This is a genomic window from Cellulomonas sp. JH27-2 (assembly GCF_014837175.1).
Taxonomy (GTDB): Bacteria; Actinomycetota; Actinomycetes; order Actinomycetales; family Cellulomonadaceae; genus Cellulomonas.
The window spans coordinates 328,356-346,811 of the sequence record NZ_JACYFR010000005.1 but is presented as its reverse complement, the minus strand read 5'-3'; the positions used below and the strand labels follow the sequence as shown (position 1 = coordinate 346,811).

At 74.0% G+C, this 18,456-nt stretch carries 18 protein-coding genes; 7 read left to right on the top strand and 11 right to left on the bottom strand.

Features of this window, described 5'->3' with window-relative positions:
• Positions 1 to 123 precede the first annotated feature (123 nt).
• On the top strand, positions 124 to 1,284 hold the full coding sequence (locus IC607_RS16000) for a winged helix DNA-binding domain-containing protein (protein WP_370526316.1): 1,161 nt from the start codon (positions 124 to 126) through the stop codon (positions 1,282 to 1,284).
• A 65-nt stretch (positions 1,285 to 1,349) separates the two neighbouring features.
• Here the strand turns inward: IC607_RS16000 and IC607_RS15995 are convergent, their stop codons facing one another.
• Positions 1,350 to 2,339: a stage II sporulation protein M gene (locus IC607_RS15995; protein ID WP_191788392.1), complete on the bottom strand. Its 990-nt coding sequence runs from the start codon at positions 2,337 to 2,339 to the stop codon at positions 1,350 to 1,352.
• Positions 2,340 to 2,434: 95 nt separating this feature from the next.
• On the opposite strand from IC607_RS15995, the gene IC607_RS15990 reads away from it, so the two are divergent.
• Positions 2,435 to 3,253, top strand: coding sequence for an RDD family protein (locus tag IC607_RS15990; protein ID WP_191788391.1), 819 nt, complete (start codon positions 2,435 to 2,437; stop codon positions 3,251 to 3,253).
• Positions 3,254 to 3,265: 12 nt separating this feature from the next.
• On the opposite strand, the gene IC607_RS15985 is transcribed toward IC607_RS15990, so the two are convergent.
• From IC607_RS15985 to IC607_RS15965, 5 genes are all read right to left on the bottom strand, one after another.
• Positions 3,266 to 4,174: a cation diffusion facilitator family transporter gene (locus tag IC607_RS15985; protein WP_191788390.1), complete on the bottom strand. Its 909-nt coding sequence runs from the start codon at positions 4,172 to 4,174 to the stop codon at positions 3,266 to 3,268.
• A 104-nt stretch (positions 4,175 to 4,278) separates the two neighbouring features.
• The gene (locus tag IC607_RS15980) at positions 4,279 to 4,482 is read right to left on the bottom strand and encodes a Trm112 family protein (RefSeq protein WP_191788389.1); all 204 of its coding nucleotides are present in this window, start codon (positions 4,480 to 4,482) and stop codon (positions 4,279 to 4,281) included.
• Positions 4,479 to 5,450, bottom strand: coding sequence for a hypothetical protein (locus IC607_RS15975; RefSeq protein WP_191788388.1), 972 nt, complete (start codon positions 5,448 to 5,450; stop codon positions 4,479 to 4,481). The genes IC607_RS15980 and IC607_RS15975 overlap by 4 nt, the downstream gene beginning before the upstream one ends.
• 73 nt (positions 5,451 to 5,523) lie before the next feature.
• Positions 5,524 to 5,775 carry a hypothetical protein gene (locus IC607_RS15970; RefSeq protein WP_191788387.1) on the bottom strand — a complete coding sequence of 84 codons (252 nt, stop codon included), beginning with the start codon at positions 5,773 to 5,775 and terminating at the stop codon, positions 5,524 to 5,526.
• Positions 5,775 to 6,131 carry a DUF3499 domain-containing protein gene (locus IC607_RS15965; protein ID WP_191788386.1) on the bottom strand — a complete coding sequence of 119 codons (357 nt, stop codon included), beginning with the start codon at positions 6,129 to 6,131 and terminating at the stop codon, positions 5,775 to 5,777. Before IC607_RS15965 ends, IC607_RS15970 begins: the two co-directional genes overlap by 1 nt.
• A gap of 185 nt (positions 6,132 to 6,316) precedes the next feature.
• Here IC607_RS15965 and IC607_RS15960 point away from each other — a divergent pair, with 185 nt between their 5' ends.
• Complete coding sequence (locus tag IC607_RS15960) at positions 6,317 to 6,667, top strand: metallopeptidase family protein (protein ID WP_370526315.1); 351 nt, start codon at positions 6,317 to 6,319, stop codon at positions 6,665 to 6,667.
• 34 nt (positions 6,668 to 6,701) lie between these two features.
• Here IC607_RS15960 and IC607_RS15955 read toward each other — a convergent pair whose 3' ends face one another.
• The 3 genes from IC607_RS15955 to IC607_RS15945 form a co-directional block, all read right to left on the bottom strand.
• Positions 6,702 to 8,270, bottom strand: coding sequence for a DUF5719 family protein (locus IC607_RS15955; RefSeq protein WP_191788385.1), 1,569 nt, complete (start codon positions 8,268 to 8,270; stop codon positions 6,702 to 6,704).
• Positions 8,267 to 11,617, bottom strand: a complete 3,351-nt coding sequence (locus tag IC607_RS15950; RefSeq protein WP_370526314.1) for a glycosyltransferase — start codon at positions 11,615 to 11,617, stop codon at positions 8,267 to 8,269. Before IC607_RS15950 ends, IC607_RS15955 begins: the two co-directional genes overlap by 4 nt.
• 105 nt (positions 11,618 to 11,722) lie before the next feature.
• Positions 11,723 to 12,052 carry a WhiB family transcriptional regulator gene (locus IC607_RS15945; protein ID WP_304516321.1) on the bottom strand — a complete coding sequence of 110 codons (330 nt, stop codon included), beginning with the start codon at positions 12,050 to 12,052 and terminating at the stop codon, positions 11,723 to 11,725.
• A 230-nt stretch (positions 12,053 to 12,282) separates the two neighbouring features.
• Between IC607_RS15945 and IC607_RS15940 the strand changes: the two genes are divergently transcribed.
• The gene (locus IC607_RS15940; protein ID WP_370526313.1) at positions 12,283 to 12,975 is read left to right on the top strand and encodes a TIGR03089 family protein; all 693 of its coding nucleotides are present in this window, start codon (positions 12,283 to 12,285) and stop codon (positions 12,973 to 12,975) included.
• A gap of 1 nt (position 12,976) precedes the next feature.
• Here the strand turns inward: IC607_RS15940 and IC607_RS15935 are convergent, their stop codons facing one another.
• The gene (locus tag IC607_RS15935) at positions 12,977 to 14,065 is read right to left on the bottom strand and encodes a hypothetical protein (protein ID WP_191788382.1); all 1,089 of its coding nucleotides are present in this window, start codon (positions 14,063 to 14,065) and stop codon (positions 12,977 to 12,979) included.
• 141 nt (positions 14,066 to 14,206) lie between these two features.
• Here IC607_RS15935 and rfbA point away from each other — a divergent pair, with 141 nt between their 5' ends.
• Positions 14,207 to 15,076, top strand: coding sequence for a glucose-1-phosphate thymidylyltransferase RfbA (rfbA, locus tag IC607_RS15930; protein WP_191788381.1), 870 nt, complete (start codon positions 14,207 to 14,209; stop codon positions 15,074 to 15,076).
• Entirely contained in the window at positions 15,073 to 16,917 is a 1,845-nt protein-coding gene (locus tag IC607_RS15925; protein WP_191788380.1) for a DUF563 domain-containing protein, read from the top strand. Before rfbA ends, IC607_RS15925 begins: the two co-directional genes overlap by 4 nt.
• Positions 16,918 to 16,926: 9 nt before the next feature.
• Here the strand turns inward: IC607_RS15925 and rfbD are convergent, their stop codons facing one another.
• Positions 16,927 to 17,769, bottom strand: coding sequence for a dTDP-4-dehydrorhamnose reductase (gene rfbD, locus IC607_RS15920; protein WP_191788424.1), 843 nt, complete (start codon positions 17,767 to 17,769; stop codon positions 16,927 to 16,929).
• A 100-nt stretch (positions 17,770 to 17,869) separates the two neighbouring features.
• Between rfbD and IC607_RS15915 the strand changes: the two genes are divergently transcribed.
• On the top strand, positions 17,870 to 18,454 hold the full coding sequence (locus IC607_RS15915) for a dTDP-4-dehydrorhamnose 3,5-epimerase family protein (protein ID WP_191788379.1): 585 nt from the start codon (positions 17,870 to 17,872) through the stop codon (positions 18,452 to 18,454).
• Positions 18,455 to 18,456: the final 2 nt, after the last annotated feature.

Sequence of the window (18,456 nt, the reverse complement as noted above, 5' to 3'; positions counted from 1 at the left end):
CTCCACCGAGACCTACCGGTGCCTAAGACGTCAACTCGCCCGCACCATCTACAACACCCTCAACCACAGCCGAGCAGCCCACAGTGGCGCCCTCTCGGCCGCGGCTTGACATAGGAGATTCGCGTGGCCGACGACGTGCTGACCTCCGCCGAGCTGTCCCGCGCCCTGCTCGCACGCCAGCACCTGCTGGCACGGACGGACGGGCTGGCGCTCGACGTCGTGCACCACCTGGTCGGCCTGCAGGCGCAGAACGCGTGGTCGCCGTACCTGGGCCTGTTCAGCCGCGTCACGGGCTTCCGGCACGAGCACCTGGGCGACGCCCTCGTCGACCGCAGCGTCGCCCGCATCGCCACCGTGCGCGGCACCATCCACCTGGTCACCGCCGCCGACGCCGTGCTGCTTCCCGTGCTGACGGCCCCGCTCTACGAGCGTGACCTGCGCGTCAACGCCCAGCACGCCACGGCGGTCCGGACGCTGGACGTCCCCGCGGTGACGGCGGCGGCCCGCGCGCTGGTCGAGGAAAGCCCCCGCGTCACCACCGACCTGGGCGCGCTGCTCGCGCAGCGGTGGCCGGACGTCGCACCCACGACGCTGTCCTACGTCGCCCGCGGCACGCTCCCGCTGGTCCAGGTACCGCCGCGCGGGGTCTGGGGAAGGTCCGGCGCGACGACGTGGACGACCGCGTGGTCGTGGTTCGACGAGCCCGAGCCCGTCCTGTCGCCCGACGAGCACGACGAGGCGCTCGAGCTGCTCGCGCTGCGGTATCTGGCAGCCTTCGGCCCGGCGTCCGTCGCGGACCTGCAGTCGTGGTCGGGGCTCACCGGCATGAAGGCCGTCGTCGACCGGCTCGGGGACCGCGTCGTGCGCCTCGTCGGCGCGCCGTCACCGGGCAAGGTCCGTCCGCGCGTGCTGCTCGACGTCCCCGACGGCCCCCGGCCGGCGGGTGACACGCCCGCACCCGTCCGGTTCCTGCCCGACTACGACAACGTCCTGCTCGGTCACGCCGACCGCACGCGCCTGATCGCCGACGACGTCCGCCGCGCCGCGCTCGGCTCGCCGAACGGCGTGCTGCCCGGCACGTTCCTGCGCGACGGCCGCGTGGGCGGGACGTGGCGGATCGAGCGCGAGCGCGTGCGGCGCGGTGGTCCGCAGCGCGCGACGATCGCCGTGACGAGCTTCGAGCCGCTCGGCCGTGAGGCGCGCGACGAGGTGCTGGCCGAGGCCGACGCGGTGGTGCGGTTCGTCGCCGACGACGCAGACGAGCACGACGCCGTGCTCGTCTGACGGCGGTGCTCGTCCGACCGCGGCACTCGTCAGAACGCGGTGCTCGCAGAACGCTGAGGAGCGGCTCAGCCGACGGTCGCCAGGGAGTAGCCCGCGCGGTCGTCGTCCAGGTCGCCGGTCTCCCCCGCGGCCTGCGCGCGCCTGCCGAGCACGATCACGTAGGTCCAGAAGCCCGCGAGCGCGACGGCGCCGATGGCGATCTTGAGCCACCACGCCAGCGAGGACCCGGTGACGAAACCTTCGATCGCCCCCGACACGGCGAGGACCCCGACGAGCCCGATGGCAACCGTGAACAGCGAGCGCGCCTCCTGGGCCAGGGCGCTCGAGCGCGTGCGCGGGCCCGGGTCGATCCACGTCCAGAAGATGCGCAGCCCCGCGGCGCCCGCGACGAACACGGCCGTCAGCTCGAGCATTCCGTGGGGCGCGATGAGCTGCAGGAAGATGTCCAGCTCGCCCGCCGAGGCCATGAGCGCACCGGCGGCGCCGACGTTGATGGCGTTGCCCACCAGGAAGTAGACGGGCCCGATCCCGGTGATGCCCGTCGCGATGCAGACGGCGGTCAGGAACGCGTTGTGTGTCCACACCGTCGCGGCGAAGCCGGCGCCCGGGTCGTAGTACTCGCGGAACGCGTGGTCGACGTACTCCTGCCGCTCGCTGGGCGTCCCCATCAGCGACAGGACGTCCGGGTGCGTCGCGACCCACACGCCCGAGACCACCGCCAGCAGCACGGACGCCAGCGTGACGCCCAGCGTCCACCACCGGATGCGATACATCGCCACGGGCAGCGTCACGGCGACGAACCGGGTGACGTCACGCCAGCTGGGCTCGTGCGCGCCGGCGATGGCCGAACGGGCCCGCGCCACGGTCTGCGACAGGCGGGTCACCAGCTCGGGGTCGGGAGCGGCAGAGCGGATGACCGACAGGTCGGTCGCGGTGGCCTGGTAGAGCCGCACCAGCTCGTCGGCCTCGGCGCCCGTGCGGCGGCGCTGCTTGGTCAGCGCGTCGAGGCGCTGCCACGCCGGTCCGTGCACCTGCTGGTAGGCGTCGAGGTCCATGACGCACAGCCTGCCATCCACGACGCCCCCCGTGCGGCTAGTCTTCCCAGGTCGGGGGCGGTCGCCCCGTCGACGGCGCGGACCTCGGAGGTGTGGTGGACGGGATCGTCACGGGCGAAGGCGTCCTGATCGACTCGCAGGCCGCATCCGCCGCGTCGCGGTTGCTCGCCGCGCTGCTCGACCTGCTGGTGCTGGGGGCCGTCGTCCTGCTCCTGACGATCGTCTCGACGAGCGTCGTCGTCAACGCTCCCAGCGACGCCGTGGCCAGCGTCACGACGATCGTGTTCCTCGTGACGATCATGCTCGTGCTGCCCGTCTCCGTCGACACGCTCACGCGTGGCCGGTCGGTCGGCAAGCTCGTGGTCGGGATCCGCGTCGTGCGCGACGACGGCGGCCCGATCGTCTTCCGTCAGGCGCTGGTGCGCGGCCTGACGGGCGTCGTCGAGCTGTGGATCACCTTCGGCATGCTCGCGCTGATCTGCTCGATGGTGCACCCACAGGGCAAGCGCGTCGGCGACATCCTGGCCGGCACGTACGCGGTGCGCGTGCGCGGGGCCGCGAAGGCGCGCGGGCTGATCGAGCCCCCGCCGCACCTCGCCGCATGGGCTCGTCAGGCCGACGTCGCCCGCCTGCCCGACGGCCTGGCCCTCACCGTGCGGCAGTTCCTGCACCGCGCCCCGCGGCTGCACCCGGCGTCACGCGTCGACCTCGGCACCCGGCTGACCACGGAGGTCGGCCGCTACGTGCAGCCCGGGCCGCCGGCCTGGACGCATCCGGAGGATTTCCTGGCCGCGGTGCTCGCGGAGAGGCGACGGCGCGAGGTGGAGGCGCTGGCCCGCGCGGCGGTCCGGGACGCCGAGGACGCCCGCGCGATGCACCGGCTCCCGCTGGGCATCCCCGACCCGGTCGACTGACCGGGCGAGAGGTCACCGGCGCAGGTCCGGCTCCAGGTAGATCACGCGCGCGATGGGGACCGCGGTGCGCACCCGCTCCTCGGCGGCGTCGATCGCGGCGGCCACGTCGGCGGCCGTCGTCGCGGCGGGGACCTCGATCTTCGCGCCGACCAGCAGCTCGTCGGGCCCCAGGTGCATGGTGCGCAGGTGGATGACCGACGACACCCCGTCACCGACCAGGGCGGCGCGGATCGCGGCCACGTCCTGCTTGCCGGCCGACTCACCGAGCAGCAGCGACTTGGTCTCGAGCGCGAGCACGACCGCGATCGCGACGAGCAGCACGCCGATCCCGGCGGTCCCGGCGGCGTCCCAGCGACCGTCGTCGGTCGCGAGCGTCAGCCCCACGCCGCCGAGCGCGAGCACGAGGCCGATGAGGGCGCCGAAGTCCTCGAGCAGGACGACGGGCAGCTCGGGAGCCTTGGCCGTGCGGATGAACGACACCCACGACTGGTCGCCCCGCGTCTGGTTGGACTCGTGGATCGCGGTCCGGAACGAGTACCCCTCCATCGCGATCGCGGCGACGAGCACCACCACGGGCACCCACGTCCACGACTCGATGGGGTGCGGGTCCTGCCACTTGTGCCACGCCTCGTACAGCGCGAACAGGCCTCCGAGGCTGAACAGCACGATCGAGACGATGAACGCGAACACGTACCGCTCACGGCCGTAGCCGAACGGGTGCTCGTCGTCGGCGGCCTTGCGGGCCCGTCGGCCGCCGATCAGCAGCAGCACCTGGTTGCCGGAGTCGGCCAGCGAGTGGACCGACTCGGCGAGCATCGAGCTCGAGCTCGTCAGCAGGTACGCGACGAACTTGGTGACGGCGATGCCGAGGTTGGCGCCCAGCGCCGCCACGATCGCCTTGCTGCCACCATCGTGCGCCATCGGGTCCCCCATCTCGTCGCCGTCCCCTGCCGCCGTGAGCGTAGCGGCAGATCGCGCTGTCGGGGCGGTACTTCTCGAGACGGCAGTGCTCGAGACGGAGCTGCTCAGGGCTTCGTCGGGGTGCCCTCGCCGACCAGCAGGATCGGGATGCCGTCGCGCACCGGGTAGGTCCGTGAGTCGGTGGGGTGCGTGGAGATGAGGACGGGCGCACCGTCCGCGTCGGTCCCGTCCACCAGGGTCGCGCCCGTGGCGGGGCAGCGCAGCAGCTCGCGGGCCCAGGGCTCGAGCGCGGGTGTCGTGTCGGTCATGCCTGCTCCTGTTCGATGAGCGCGAGCACGTCGTCGCGCACCTTGTCCATGATGTCGTCGTCGGCCGCCTCGACCACGAGGCGCACCTCCTGCGGACCCGAGGGCTCGACCAGGAACCACCACTGCGGGTGGTCGGCCCAGTGGGAGACGAGCAAACCGTCGCGCTCGTCGACGTCGACGGGCCCAGCACCCTGCCGGGTCACGTAGGCGTCCGCCACGCGGGCGGTCGCGGCGTCGCTCGACGGGTGCGCCGCGCTGGCCAGCTCCGTGCGGGCGTACGGGCGGTAGATCTCGCCGAGGACGGACAGCGGGTGGTCCTGCTCGCCCAGCGCCGCCAGGACGTGGCAGGCGGCGAGCAGCGCGGTGTCGGCGTACGGCAGGTCACGGAACAGGTAGCGCCCGTCCGACGACGCGGCGAACGCGGCGTCGTGCTCGAGGAGCGCGTCCTCGAGATCGGCCGAGCCGGCCGGGACGACGTGCGCGCCGGCGGCCGTCAGGAGGTCGGGCACCGCGCGGGAGGCCGCCGTGTCGTGCACCACGGTCAGGTCGCGTTCGGCCGCCCGTGCGCGGGCTGTCTCGCGCAGGCCGACCAGGACGGTCACGACCGACGGGTGGACGGGGTCGCCGTGCTCGTCGACCACCGCGCACCGCTCCGGGTCCGCGCCGAACACCAGGCCTGCGTCGGCGTCGTGCTCGACGACGACCGCGCGCAGGTCGTCGAGGCGCTCGCCCGGCGTCACGCCGGCGCGGACAGGCAGCACGACGAGGTCGACGGGCAGCTCGGGCAGGCCCCCAGCTGTCCCCAGCACCGTCGGCACCGTGGCGGCAACCACCTCGGCGCCCGGGCTGACGACCACGCGCAGCGGCCGCGACACGCTCCGGTCGACGAGCGAACGCAGCGCCTCCGCGTAGCGGACCAGCTCGGGACCGTCGTCGACGACGGCGGACATCTCCACACGCTCGCGCACGACTCGCTCCCCGCACCGACGACCAGGACCTGCGCAACTCTAGTGCGGACCCCTGGGTCCACGTCGCCGGCCGTCAGCTGCCGAGGACCTCGGAGCGGTCCAGGGGCACGCCACCGCCGTCGAACGCGAACCAGTTGGTCTGCTCGCACGACGGGCACGACACGAATACCGCCGGCCGACCGTCCGTCAGCGTCATGCGGATGCGGGTGAGCGAGGTCTCCCCGCACTTCACGCACGTCTCCGTGCCCTCGACCAGCGGTCCCGACGGCTGGCTGACCGATCCCAGCGGCTCGGGCGGCTGCCCGGCGGCTCGACGACGCGCCATCACCCCTCCCCTCGCAGCACCCGCAGGTGCCCACGCCGCGGCGCCTCACCCAGGTCGACCGGCTCCGGCTGGGCCGGTACGCGCGGACGGGCGGCCTCACGGACGGCGTCTGCCAGCGCCAGCAGGTCGTCGCGGCTGGGCGCGGCGGGCTCGAACTCGGGAGTCAGCCGGACGACCTCCCAGCCGCGCGGCGCCGTCAGGCGCGACGCGTGCTCGACGCACAGGTCGTACGAGTGCGGCTCGGCGTTCTGCGCGAGCGGACCCAGCACCGCGGTCGAGTCGGCGTACACATAGGTCAACGTGGCGACGGCGGCGTTGCCGCATGCCGTGCGCGTGCACTGCCGGACGGATCTCACTCGCAGAAGGTACCCCCGCCCGCCGACACGGCGCTGTCCCCACGCCGCACGCGCCCCACTACGATGACCCGGTGACGCTCCCCGTACCTGATCGCCGATCGACAGGAGCCTCCGACGCGCCCCGACCGGTGCGGCGTCGCGACCGCCGCGGCCGCGGCCCGCGCGGCCCTCTCATGCCGCCGTCGATGCCGGCCTACCGCACCCGCGCGCAGCGGTTCGACGACCTGGTGCTCGACGCAGTCGAGCGGATCGAGCAGCGCTGGGGTCGCCAGCTCAAGGGCACGGAGTTCGCCGTCGAGGACGTGCCACCCTCCAACCCGGCCCCGTGGGAGCACGGCGGGGTGCCGCTGGGTCGGTGCTTCCCGTCCGACGCGGGCCAGCCCACGCGCATCGTCATCTACCGCCGGCCCATCGAGTCCCGGTGCGAGGACCCGCTGGACCTCGCGGACCTGGTGCGGGAGGTCATCGTCGAGCAGGTGGCGCACACCTTGGGGCGCTCGCCCGAGGAGATCGACCCGGGGTACGGCGAACGCTGAAGAGCACCGACGAGCACTCAGGTTCGACCAGTCGTCAGCGGGTCCCGAGACGGGGGTCGGGCCGGACGGTCACCGCGGCCTCGTCCGCGACGGCCTGAACAGGGCTCAGCACGGAGAACAGGTCGCCGTCCGGTCGCGGCACGTCGGCCACCAGCGCCCAGGCGAGCCGGGCCTGCCCGTCGTCGGGGACCAGCTCCACCCCCGCGACGCGCACGCCGGGCGTCGCCGCCCCGGGCGTGCCCGCCTCGACCGGCCCGGTGCCGACCAGGGTGTCCGTGAGCCACGCACCGGTGGTGCCCGCCGGCACGCTGACCTGCCGCTCGGACAGGAGGCGACCGTCGGTCCCGATCGCGCGCAGCGTGCCCGTGGCGGTGCCCGACGAGCCCACGGTCGTCGCGACGAGCGTCCCGCGCGTGCCGACCGGCACGGCCACCAAGCCGCTGGTCCCTGCGGGCGACGACGCGACCCACGCGCGTTCCGTGCTCGGGTCAGGGTCGACGGACGTCGCCGCGCCGGCGCGTGCCGCCAGGCCGGAGGCGACGATGGCCCGGTCGGCGGTGACGACCGCGGTGTACGAGCCGGTGGGCAGGCCGCCCAGCGGCACGTCGGTCACCTCACCGGGTGCGAGCGCGACGTCCTGCGCGCCGCCCAGGTCCTCCTCGCCGGACGGCCCGTAGATCCGCACGTGCGCGGTCGTGGCCTTCGAGCCGGTGACCAGGAGCCGCACGGCCCCGGCGAGCGGGCTGTCGACGTCGGCGGCGACGAGCGAGAGACCCGGGATCACCTGCCTCTTGGCGGGCCCGGCACCGGGCACGACGAGGTCGGTGCCCCGCGGGGTGAACCCGTCCAGCGCCGAGTCCTGCACGTAGGCCGTCACGGCACCGCCGGTCGCGCGCACGCGCACCGCGACCCGGCGCTGCTCGGCGGCGACGGCACCGAGGACCACGACCTTCTGGGCGCCCGGCGCGACCACGTAGTGCTCGGCGGTCACGTCGACCTTGCCCGACGGGCCGTACACGGTGACGTCCACCTCGGCCGGGGTCACGCCCGCCGCGGAGATCACGAGCTGGTCGGTGCTGGACAGGTCGGTGGCCCCGCCGACCAGCCACGCGTCCGTCGTCGGCCGCTGGCACGACGCGGCGGACAGCCCACGCAGGTCGCCGGCGGTGACGATCGCCCCGAACGAGGCGGCGGACCGGGCCGCGGTCTCGTCGGTGGTGGGGGCTGCGGTCACGGTGAGCGGGGCGGTCACGCCGGGCACCTGCGCCGCCGCGCTGCCCGCGGCGAGCGTCGCGAGGGGGTCGCTGCCCGCGGGAGCCACGGTGGTGCCGCCCGACGACGCGACGACGGCCGCGACCGACGTCACCGGCTGCACGGGCACCGGGTTGAAGGCCTTGTCCCCCTCGCTCGTCGGCAGGATCAGCGGTGCCGGGCAGGTCAGGGTCACCTGCGACGGTGCGACGTCGACGCGCGCGGCCTCGTCGACCGGGCCCGCACCGACGTCGGGCAACCGGACACCGCCGGCCACGACCAGTCCGACCGCGGCCAGGACGGCGATCCCCGAGGCCGCCCGGGTGGCGCGGCCCGTCCACGTGCTGCTCATGCCCGTCCCGTCCTTCGGCGCCGCACGGGTGCGGCCAGCAGGATCGTCACCAGCAGGACGAGCCCCTGCAGCACGATCCACGGAGTCTTCTGCGGCGCGTCGTACGTGACGACCAGGTTCCCGCCGCTCGCGTCGACCTGGAAGGCCTGGCGCCAGCCGTCGTCGACCGAGCGCAGCCCGCGCCCGTCGAGCGTGGCGTGCCAGTGCGGGTCGGCCCTCTCGGCGAGGACCAGCAGGCGCTCGTCGTCACCCTCGGCGATCGTCGTGTCGATCCCGAGCCGGCTCGAGGCCACCGGCGTCGCGCCGGTCGCGTCGGCGGTCTCCAGGCGAGCCCACGCCGTCACCGCCGCAGGCGCGGTCTCGTCGACCGTCTGCGTGCGCCAGAGCGTGCCCGACGCCCCCTGCGTCACGCGCTCGAGCCCGGGCGTCGAGTCGAGGGTCGCGACGAGCCTGTCGCGTGCCACCCGGGCGCCGGAGCCCGCATCGCTGCCGAGCGGAGGGACGAGGACGTCGGCGACGGCCAGCGCGCCGAGGTCGGCCGAGACGTCGGCCGTGGAGCCGCGCACGAGCCGCGCGACGACGCCGTCGACCTCAACGGCCGCCGGGTCCGCGCCCGTGTCCGACGGCTCCCACAGGTCGCCGGTCAGGCCGCGCGTACCGACGGCGGCGGCCTGGTCGACCAGGAGCGGGCCGTCGCCGCGCATGAGCTGCCACGACGCATCGGGCGCCGCCGAGGAGTCGCCGGCGGGTGCCGCGGACAGCGCGAGCACACGCGCAGCGTCGGGAGAGGTCTGCGCCTGACGCCCCACCGCGGGGACGACCGCGCGGTCGACGGCGTGCAGCCCGACCGCGTCGCCCGCACGCGCCTGCCAGGTCCAGCCGCCCAACCAGACGAGCGGGACCACGACGGAGACGGCGGTGAGCAGCGCGACGAGAGGCTGGCGCCAGCCGAACGTGTGGTGCGCGAGCCGCTCGCGCAGGCGGTCGGCACCGACGACGGCCGCACCCATGAGACCCAGCCCGGCCAGGGAGAGCAGCGGACCCGACCAGCCGTGGACCGCCGTCCCGTCCTCGAAGCCGACGGGGATGCGGACGACGACCGTGGCCGCCGCGAGCGCGACCGCCGCGACGAGCCAACCCGCCCGGACGGCGCGCGACGCGGGCGCCCCGCGCAGCAGGGCGAGCACGGCGAGCAGGACGACGAGACCGCCGAGGGCCAGCGGCCACACGTCCAAGACCCCGCTCGCCCAGCCGGGCACCAGGGCGCTCGCGTCGTCGGGTACTCCCAGGAGCCGCTCGAGCGGGGTGGTCGGCGCCGCGACGGCCGGCAGCCCCGGGCCCGCGACGAGCAGGCGCCACCCGCCCGCACCGCGACGGGACGCCTCGACGATCGTCGGGCCGAGAAGGACGAGCGCGGGGACCACGACCAGGAGGAGCCTGCGCCGGTGGCGCCTGGCGCAGGCGGCGACCACCAGGAGCGCCACGACGCCGGGCACCAGCAGCACAGGCGCACCTGCCACGGCGAGCGCGAACGCGAGGGCGGCGCCGGCCGCGGCCGTCACGGAGCCGCTCGGCTCGGGCGCCCCCACCAGGACGGCGTCCGTGCGCGGGCGCTGGGTCGGGACGTCGACCGGCGCGGCGTCCTCGTCGTCGCGGCGAGCCGTCGCCAGGCCGGACAGGACCTGGTCGACGCGCTGGACACCGATCGCCCGGGCCACGCCGACCGCGACCCACGGCAGCGCGACGTGGGCGACCACGGCGCCCAGACGCCCCTGGCCCAGACCCAGCAGCAACGCGGGTGCACCCGCCCACACCACGGCGGCCCAGGCGCGCACGCCGACCGAGCGAGTGGCGGCACCCGCCGCGACCCAGGCGCCCCAGCCCGCCAGCAGCAGGGACGCCAGCAGGATCACGGCCACGGCCACGTCGAGCTGGCCGCCGGCCAGCAGGGTCGGGCCGAGCAGCGCCGTCAACAGCGCGTCCGCGGGTCCGGGCGCGCCCAGCCCGCCCGCGACCCAGCCGCTCGTCGCGGCGGCCCACAGCCCGCCCAGGTCGGACGCGGCGGGGACGAGAGACTGTCCGGCCAGGCGGGCGCCCCCGAGCACGGCGCTCACGAGGGGCCCGAGCGCGACAGCCACGACGAGCGCGAGCAGCGCCATGGTCGCGCCGAGGGTGACCCGGCGTCGTGTCGTGATGCCGGCGAGCTCGCGCAGCTCCAGCTCGGACGGCGCGGAGGAGACCTTGCGCGCCTCGATGCGCGCCAGCCGGCGGTCCTGCGCCTGCCGCCACACGTCACGCCACGTCGCCTGCAGCGGGCGCAGCGTGGCCCGGCGCACGGTGCGGGTAGCGCGGGCCGTCCGTCGGGCGCGCACGATCGCGACCGGCCGCGCGAACGCGGCCAGCGGCGCCCTCAGGTCGTCGACCGCGAGGCCCGGCTGCTTGGCGGCGACCTGCACGAGCGAGCGGACCACGCCGAGCACGACGGCCAGGGCGGCGACGACAGGTACGAGCAGGAGCGGCGCCGTCGTGAGTCGCTGGTGCACCACGGCCTGGCGGCGGGCCGCGTGGGAACGGCGCGCGTTCGGGCGGGCGCGCGGGTCGTCGCGCAGACCGAAGAAGGTGGCCTGGGCGTGGCGGACGACCGCCTCGGGCACCACGATCACGCGGTGGCCGGCCAGGCGCGCACGCCGCGACAGGTCGAGGCCGTCACCGAACGGACCGAGCGCGGGATCGGGGCCGTCGAGCTGCGCCCACACGTCGCGCCGGACGAGCGCACCGGCGATGCCGACGCCCAGCACGTCGTCGCGCGCGTCGTGCTGGCCCTGGTCGAGCTCGCCCGGCTCGACGTCCGTCATGCGCCGGCCCGAGCGGGACGTGCGCAGGCCCGCCTCGAGCAGGCGTCCCCGCTGGCTCCAGTGCAGCTGCTTGACCCCGGCGACGCCGACCGACCGGGCGCGGGACACGGCGCGCACGAGCTCGGCGAGCGCCGTGGGCTCCGGTGCGGAGTCGTCGTGCAGGAGCCAGAGCCACGAGGCGGCCAGCCCGTCTCCCTCGACGCCGTCGGCGAGGGCTCGTCGGACCGCGTCACCGAACGTGCGGGCGCCGGGCGCGGCGATCATGACGAGGGCCGGCGCACCGTCCACGGAGAACGCCCGGTCGAACGTGCCGGCGAGCTCGCCGTCGTGCTCGTCGCCCACGTCCACCAGCACGACGCGCATGGGCTTGCGCGTCTGGGCGGCGAGCGCCTCGAGCGTCGTGGGCAGGTAGGCCGTGCGGCCCCGGGTGACGACGACGGCTGTGACCGGCGCCGTCGCCGGCGTCGATGAGGTCGTCGTGGGCGGGGCCACGGGAGGAAGCGTCTCAGTCATGCTGCGGCCCATGATTGCCCGCGGGTCCGACGCATCCGGGGAGCGACACTCCCCGTGTCCGAACCTGTGAATCCGGCCTGGCGATCAGACGACGCGGCGCTTGAGCTTGCGGCGCTCACGCTCGGACAGCCCGCCCCAGATCCCGAAGCGCTCGTCGTTGGCGAGCGCGTACTCGAGGCACTCGGCCTTGACGTCGCAACCCGTGCAGACCTTCTTGGCCTCGCGGGTCGAGCCGCCCTTCTCGGGGAAGAAGGCCTCCGGGTCGGTCTGGGCGCACAGGGCACGCTCCTGCCAACCCATGAGCCCGTCGTCCTCGGGCGTGCCGAACAGAGAAAGGACGTTGTCCGGCTGCGACGGTGCAGCCTGGTGCGCGTCGGAGGGAAAGCTCCCGTCGCCGTCGAGCAGATTCCACATGCCGTGCCTCCGTGGGGCTGGTCGCTCGTTGTTGCCCGGGTGAAGCCTGGTGCGTGCGGTGGGCCGTTCGACCTGCCCGCGATGGTGACGCCTTGCCCGACAAACCTGTTGCGTTGAATTACACGCGTGTCGTTCCGAGTCGTCAAGCGGAGGCGTGGTAGTTGTCCGGGTTTGCCGGGTGAACTTGTCCTTCGTGCGGCCTTCGGCGTGTCGCGCCTAGGGTTGTGCTCGTGCCCGCCACCTCCGCCGTCGCCCTGCTCACCCAGCTGAACCGCTCCGGCGGCCGACCCCGGATCACCTGGTACGGGGACGACTTCGAGCGCGTCGAGCTCTCCGGTGCCGTCCTGGACAACTGGGTGAGCAAGACGACCAACCTGCTGGTCGAGGAGTTCGACGCCGCCCCCGGCGTCCGCGTGCTGCTGGACCTGCCGCCGCACTGGCGCTCGCTCGTGTGGGCGCTGGCGACGTGGCGCACGGGGGCGACGCTGACGCTGACGGGCCCCGCGGACGTCGTCGTGACCACACGGCCCGGCGAGCACGCGGCCGACGCCGTCGTCGCCGTGACCCTCGCCGCGCTGGCCCGACGGTTCGAGGGCCCGCTCCCCCGGGGCGCGATCGACGCCGCCTCGGCCGTCATGACGTACGCCGACGTCGTCGGCTACGTCCCGCCCACCGACCCCGGCGCCGCGGCGCTCGACACCACCACGTACGCGGACCTGCCCGGATGGTGGGCGGACGGAGACGCGCGGCGTGTCGCGTTCGGCGCCGGCGACGACGTCGCCGGCTGGCTGCGCCGCGTCGTCGCGACCCTGGCCGCGGACGGGTCCGTCGTCGCGATCGCCCCCGGCCGGCTCGCCGAGCTGGGAAGCACCGACGGCGCGCTCGACCGCCTCCTGGAGACCGAGCGCGCCGTCCTCGTCTGAGCTACTTCGCCGCGTAGTACTGCGTGGCCGGGCCCATCCCCGCGACGCCGGTGACCACCCAGGTGGCGCCCGAGACGACGCTCGTCGGCGCGAGGGCGCCCACCGTGCTCACCGTGCAACCGAAGTCCGCGGCGTCTTCCATGCCGTCGACCTGGGGTGCTGGCAAGACCGCGGTCCCGGCGTCGTAGAAGTTGCCGTCTGTGCCGCGGAACCGCACCGTCGGTGCCGCGGAGTCCTCGAGCACGTCGCACTCCACGAGCGCGCCCGTCACGTAGGTGTAGCCGGCCGCCGGAGCGACGTTCGTCGCCGAGGCGGCCAGCACCTCAGGCGTGGCAGACAGGTCGGTGTGATCGAAGCCCACGGCCCAGTCGCCGACGAAGGCGATCGTCTGGCGGCCGAACGGCTCGGCGAGAGTCGAGTCGACCGTCAGATCCGTGGGGGGCGCCACGGTGCTGCCGGCCTTGTTGGAGACGACGGCGCGCACGTAGCTCATGTTCATCGAGGAGTGCACCCGCAGGTGGAGCACCGACGACGAGCCCGCGAGCGACGTCCACCGGACACCGTCGAGGCTCGACTGCCAGCGGTACGTCAGCTGGTGACCGACGGCCTTGACCTTGATGACGACGACGTCACCGGCGCGGGCCTCGACCGACGCCGTGCTCGACGTCACCTTGGGCTTCACGACGACGGTCAGCGGCGCAGACTTCGAGGTCACCTTGCCGTGGGCGCCGGCGACGACGACGCGGTAGCGCGCACCGTCGAGATAGCGCCTGGTGGTGAGCGTGTAGGTCCGCTTCGTGGCGCTCGGGACCTTGGCGTAGTGCTTGCTGCCGGGCTTGCGGACGTACCACTGGTAGTGGAGCTTGCTGCCCTTGGCCTTGACGGCGAAGGTGGCCTTCGTGCCCGACACGACGATCTTGGCCTTCGGCTGGGCGATCACCTTCGTGCGGACGGCGTGCGCCTGCGCCTGCTGGACCACGACACCCGACGTGGACGGCGCTGCCGCGGCGGGGACCGCCAGGCCGAGCGCCAGGGCACCGCCGATCGCGGCGACGAGCGTGGTGCGTGACAAGGACGTTCGGAACTGCATGCGGGACTCCCCCTGCTGGTGCTCTCGACGGCCCGACGGGACGCCACGCGAGAGTGTGCGGTCCCGCGGATCTCCCCGCCAAGTCGGCGGTGCCGTCTTCACCCATACGGGCCACTGCGGGCGATCCGCCATGATGGGGACATGCGAGGCATCATCCTGGCCGGCGGATCCGGCACGCGACTGCACCCGATCACGCTCGGCGTCAGCAAGCAGCTGGTCCCGGTCTACGACAAGCCGATGATCTACTACCCGCTCTCCACGCTGATCCTCGCGGGCATCCGCGACGTGCTGATCATCACGACGCCGCACGACGCCGAGCAGTTCCGGCGGCTGCTGGGCGACGGCTCGCAGTTCGGCATCTCGATCCAGTACACGGTGCAGGCCGAGCCCAACGGGCTGGCGCAGGCGTTCGTGCTCGGCGCGTCGTTCGTCGGCAACGAGCCCGCCGCCCTCGTGCTCGGCGACAACATCTTCTATGGCCCCGGCCTCGGCTCCCAGCTGCAGCGGTTCTCGACGATCGACGGCGGCGCCGTGTTCGCCTACCGAGTGGCCGACGCGACCGCCTACGGCGTCGTCGAGTTCGACGAGTCCGGCAAGGCCCTGTCGATCGAGGAGAAGCCCGCGAAGCCGAAGAGCAGCTACGCGGTCCCCGGGCTGTACTTCTACGACAACGACGTGATCGCGATCGCCCGGGACCTGGAGCCGTCGGCGCGCGGCGAGTACGAGATCACCGACGTCAACCGTACCTACCTCGAGCAGGGCCGCCTGCAGGTCGGTGTGCTCCCCCGCGGGACGGCCTGGCTCGACACGGGCACGTTCGACTCCCTCATCGAGGCCTCCGACTACGTCCGCACGGTCGAGCACCGCCAGGGGCTCAAGATCGGCTCGCCGGAGGAGGTCGCCTGGCGGCGTGGCTTCCTGTCCGACGACGAGCTGCGCGCGCGCGCCGAGGCGCTCGTCAAGTCCGGGTACGGGACGTACCTGCTCGGGCTGCTCGACGAGGGCCGATGACGGGTGCTCTGCGCAGGGGGCTGCTGAGCGGGAAGCGGCGCCTGCGGAACGCGAAGCGGCACGACGAACGACCCTCCGCGCCCGCACGGACGCTGCAGCAGGTCGCCGCGCGGCTCAAGGCGGGACCCGCGTCGGGTCTCCGTCCGCTCTGGCCACAGCTCGAGCAGCACCTGGCCCGCACCGGTACGCCGGACGTCGTCGTCCTGCTGCTGGGCGGGCAGGAGGCGGCGACGGCGGCGACCTGGGGCACCCGCCTGCCCGACACCCGGGTCCACGCCTTCGTGCGGAAACCGGTCGACGACGACTCGTCGGCCGCACTCCCCGCGAACGTGACCGTCCACGTCGCCCGACGCCTCGCGGACCGCCTCGCCGTGCTGTCGGTGATCGACCGACCAGAGCTGTTCATCGACGCGTCCCGCGTCACGAACGACACGCAGAGCTCGCTTCGCCATCTGTTCTTCTTCCTGCGCGACGGGGGCACGTACCTGATCGCGAAGCTGTCGCGCGTCGAGCCCGCCGACCCCGACCCGGGTGCGCGGCGCACGATCGCTCGGATCCTGCAGCGCGTCGCGGTGGTGCGGACGATGACCGCGGAGGCACGTCCGCTCGGCAAGACCGTCGACGGGCCGCTCGTCGACGCCGTCGCCGCCATGGACCTCGGCGACGGGCACGTGTGGCTGCGCAAGCAGGGCGAGCAGCTGTTGAAGCTGCGGGAGTGGGAGGTCGACGAGGTCCTCACCGCGCGGCACGGCACGACGTGGGGCCGGGTCCTGGAGGAGACCCCGTCGTCGACCTTCACCGCCCTCGGCGAGGTGCACGCCCACGGCGAGGGGCCGATCGCCTCGGGCCGCCGCACGTTCGAGCTCCCCGCCATGCGGCTGCGCGCGTACGACCGACCGACCGTCTCGTCGCGCCAGGTCGCGACCTACGGCGACTACGTCCTGCCGGACACGTGGCGCCATCCGAACCAGGGCACGCTGCACCACCGTTGCCTCGTCTACGACACGGCCTACATGGCCGAGTACCGGGCGGAGCGGCGCCCGACGACGCGTCGCGAGCTGGACGGTTCGTTCTACTACTTCGACACCGAGCTCCCGGACCACTTCGGCCACATCACCACCGACGTGCTGGGCCGCTACTGGGGGTGGGTGGAAGCCGTCCGGCAGCGACCCGGCGTGCGCCCGCTGCTCAGCGTGCTCACGGGACGCACAGGCATGACGCCGTTCCAGCGGGCCATCTTCACGGCGCTCGGCGTCGACCCCGACGCGGCGGAGTACATCCAGCCGGACGAGGCCGTCGTCGTGCAGGAGCTCCTGGCCGCGACCCCCGCGTTCGAGAACCCCTACTACGTGCACCCGCTCATGGCGGACGTCTGGCGCACGCTCGGCGAGAACCTGCCCGACCGCCCGCCCCCGGTGGCGAGCGCCCGGATCTTCGTCTCGCGGCGACGCACCGGCAAGCGCGAGTGCACGAACACCGAGGAGGTCGAGGCCTACTTCGAGGCGGCGGGCTTCGCGATCGTCTATCCCGAGGACTACGCCTACCCCGACCAGCGGGCGCTCTTCGCCCAGGCGGACGTCATCGCCGGGTTCGGCGGCAGCGGGATGTTCTCGATGATGTTCGCGCCCCACGCCCGCGTCGTGATCATCGCCGGGAACAGCTACCGCGCCGCGAACGAGGAGCTCATCGCCGCCGCCAACGGCAACGAGATCCACTACTTCTGGGGCCGTTCCCTCGTGCAGAACGACACCGAGCGCTACAGCGCCACCGCGTTCAGGTCCGACTTCACGTTCGACCTCGCCGCGTACGACGCCGAGCTGCGTGCGGTCCTGCGCCGATAGAGAGCCCGTTCAGCCGGCGAGGACCTCGCCGGCGGCCGCCGCCCAGCGTTCGTCCCACGGGCCGATGGCCTCGACACCGACCGCGCGCAGGGCGTCGTGACCGAGGACGGAGTACGCGGGGCGCGGCGCGGGGCGGACGAAGGCCTCGCTCGTCGTCGGTGCGATGATCGCGGGATCGAGCCCGGCCGAGGCGACGACGGCCTGCGCGAAGCCGTGCCACGACACCTTGCCGGAGGACGTCCCGTGATAGGTCCCGGCGGGCGCGCCCGCGTCGACCAGCCGGACGATCAGGTCGGCGAGGTCCGCCGTCCACGTCGGCTGACCGACCTGGTCGTCGACGACGTCGAGGCCACCACGCTCGGCGGCCACGCGCGCGATGGTCTTGGGGAAGCACGCGCCGCCGGCGCCGTAGAGCCACGCCGTCCGCACGACGAGCGCGTCCGGGTGCTCGGCGCGCGCGGCCCACTCGCCCGCGGCCTTGGTCCGTCCGTACGCGGACCGGGGCGCGATGGTTGCGGGCTCGGCGTAGGGGCTCGTCGCGGCACCGTCGAAGACGTAGTCCGTGCTGACCTGCACCAGGCGCGCACCCGTCGCCGCACGCGCGAGAACCGCCGCGCCCGTCCCGTTCACGGCGAACGCCGCCGCCTCGTCCGACTCCGCCGCGTCGACCGCCGTGTACGCGGCGCAGTTCACGACGACGTCGGCCCCCGCCACCGCGGCACGCGCGGCCTCCTCGTCGGTCACGTCGAGATCGGCGCGCCCCAGCGCCACCACCTCGCAGTGCTCGGACGCCAGTCGCCGGACCAGGTCCTGCCCCAGCATCCCGTTCGCTCCCGTGACCACCCAGCGCACGTCGTCCTCCGTCCCGTCCCACCACCACGGCGCGACGACCGCCCAGCCTAACGAGCGCACTACGCTGTCCGGGACGTCCGGTCTACAGAACGAGGAACCCATGGAGTATCGCGAGCTGTCCGTCCCCGGAGCCTGGGAGATCACGCCCCGCCAGTTCGGCGACCCGCGTGGCGTCTTCCTCGAGTGGTTCAAGGACGCACCGTTCGCGGAGCACGCCGGCCACGCGCTGAACCTGGCGCAGGCCAACCTCTCGGTCTCGGCGGCCGGGGTCGTGCGCGGCATCCACTTCGCCGACGTCCCCCCGGGGCAGGCCAAGTACGTGACGTGCGCCCGCGGGGCAGTTCTCGACGTCGTGGTCGACATCCGGGTCGGGTCGCCCACGTTCGGTCAGTGGGACTCGGTCCTGCTGGACGACGTCGACCGGCGCGCCATCTACCTCGCCGAAGGCCTCGGCCACGCGTTCATGTCGCTCGAGGACGACTCGACGGTTCTGTACCTGTGCTCGACCGGCTACAACCCCACCGCCGAGCACGGGATCCACCCTCTCGATGCGGAGATCGGCGTCGCGTGGCCCTCGCGCTCGCGCGACGGCAGCCCGCTGGAGGCACTGCTCTCCGAGAAGGACGAGGCTGCGCCCACGCTCGCTCAGGCGCTGGAGTCCGGTCTCCTCCCCCGATTCGCCTGACC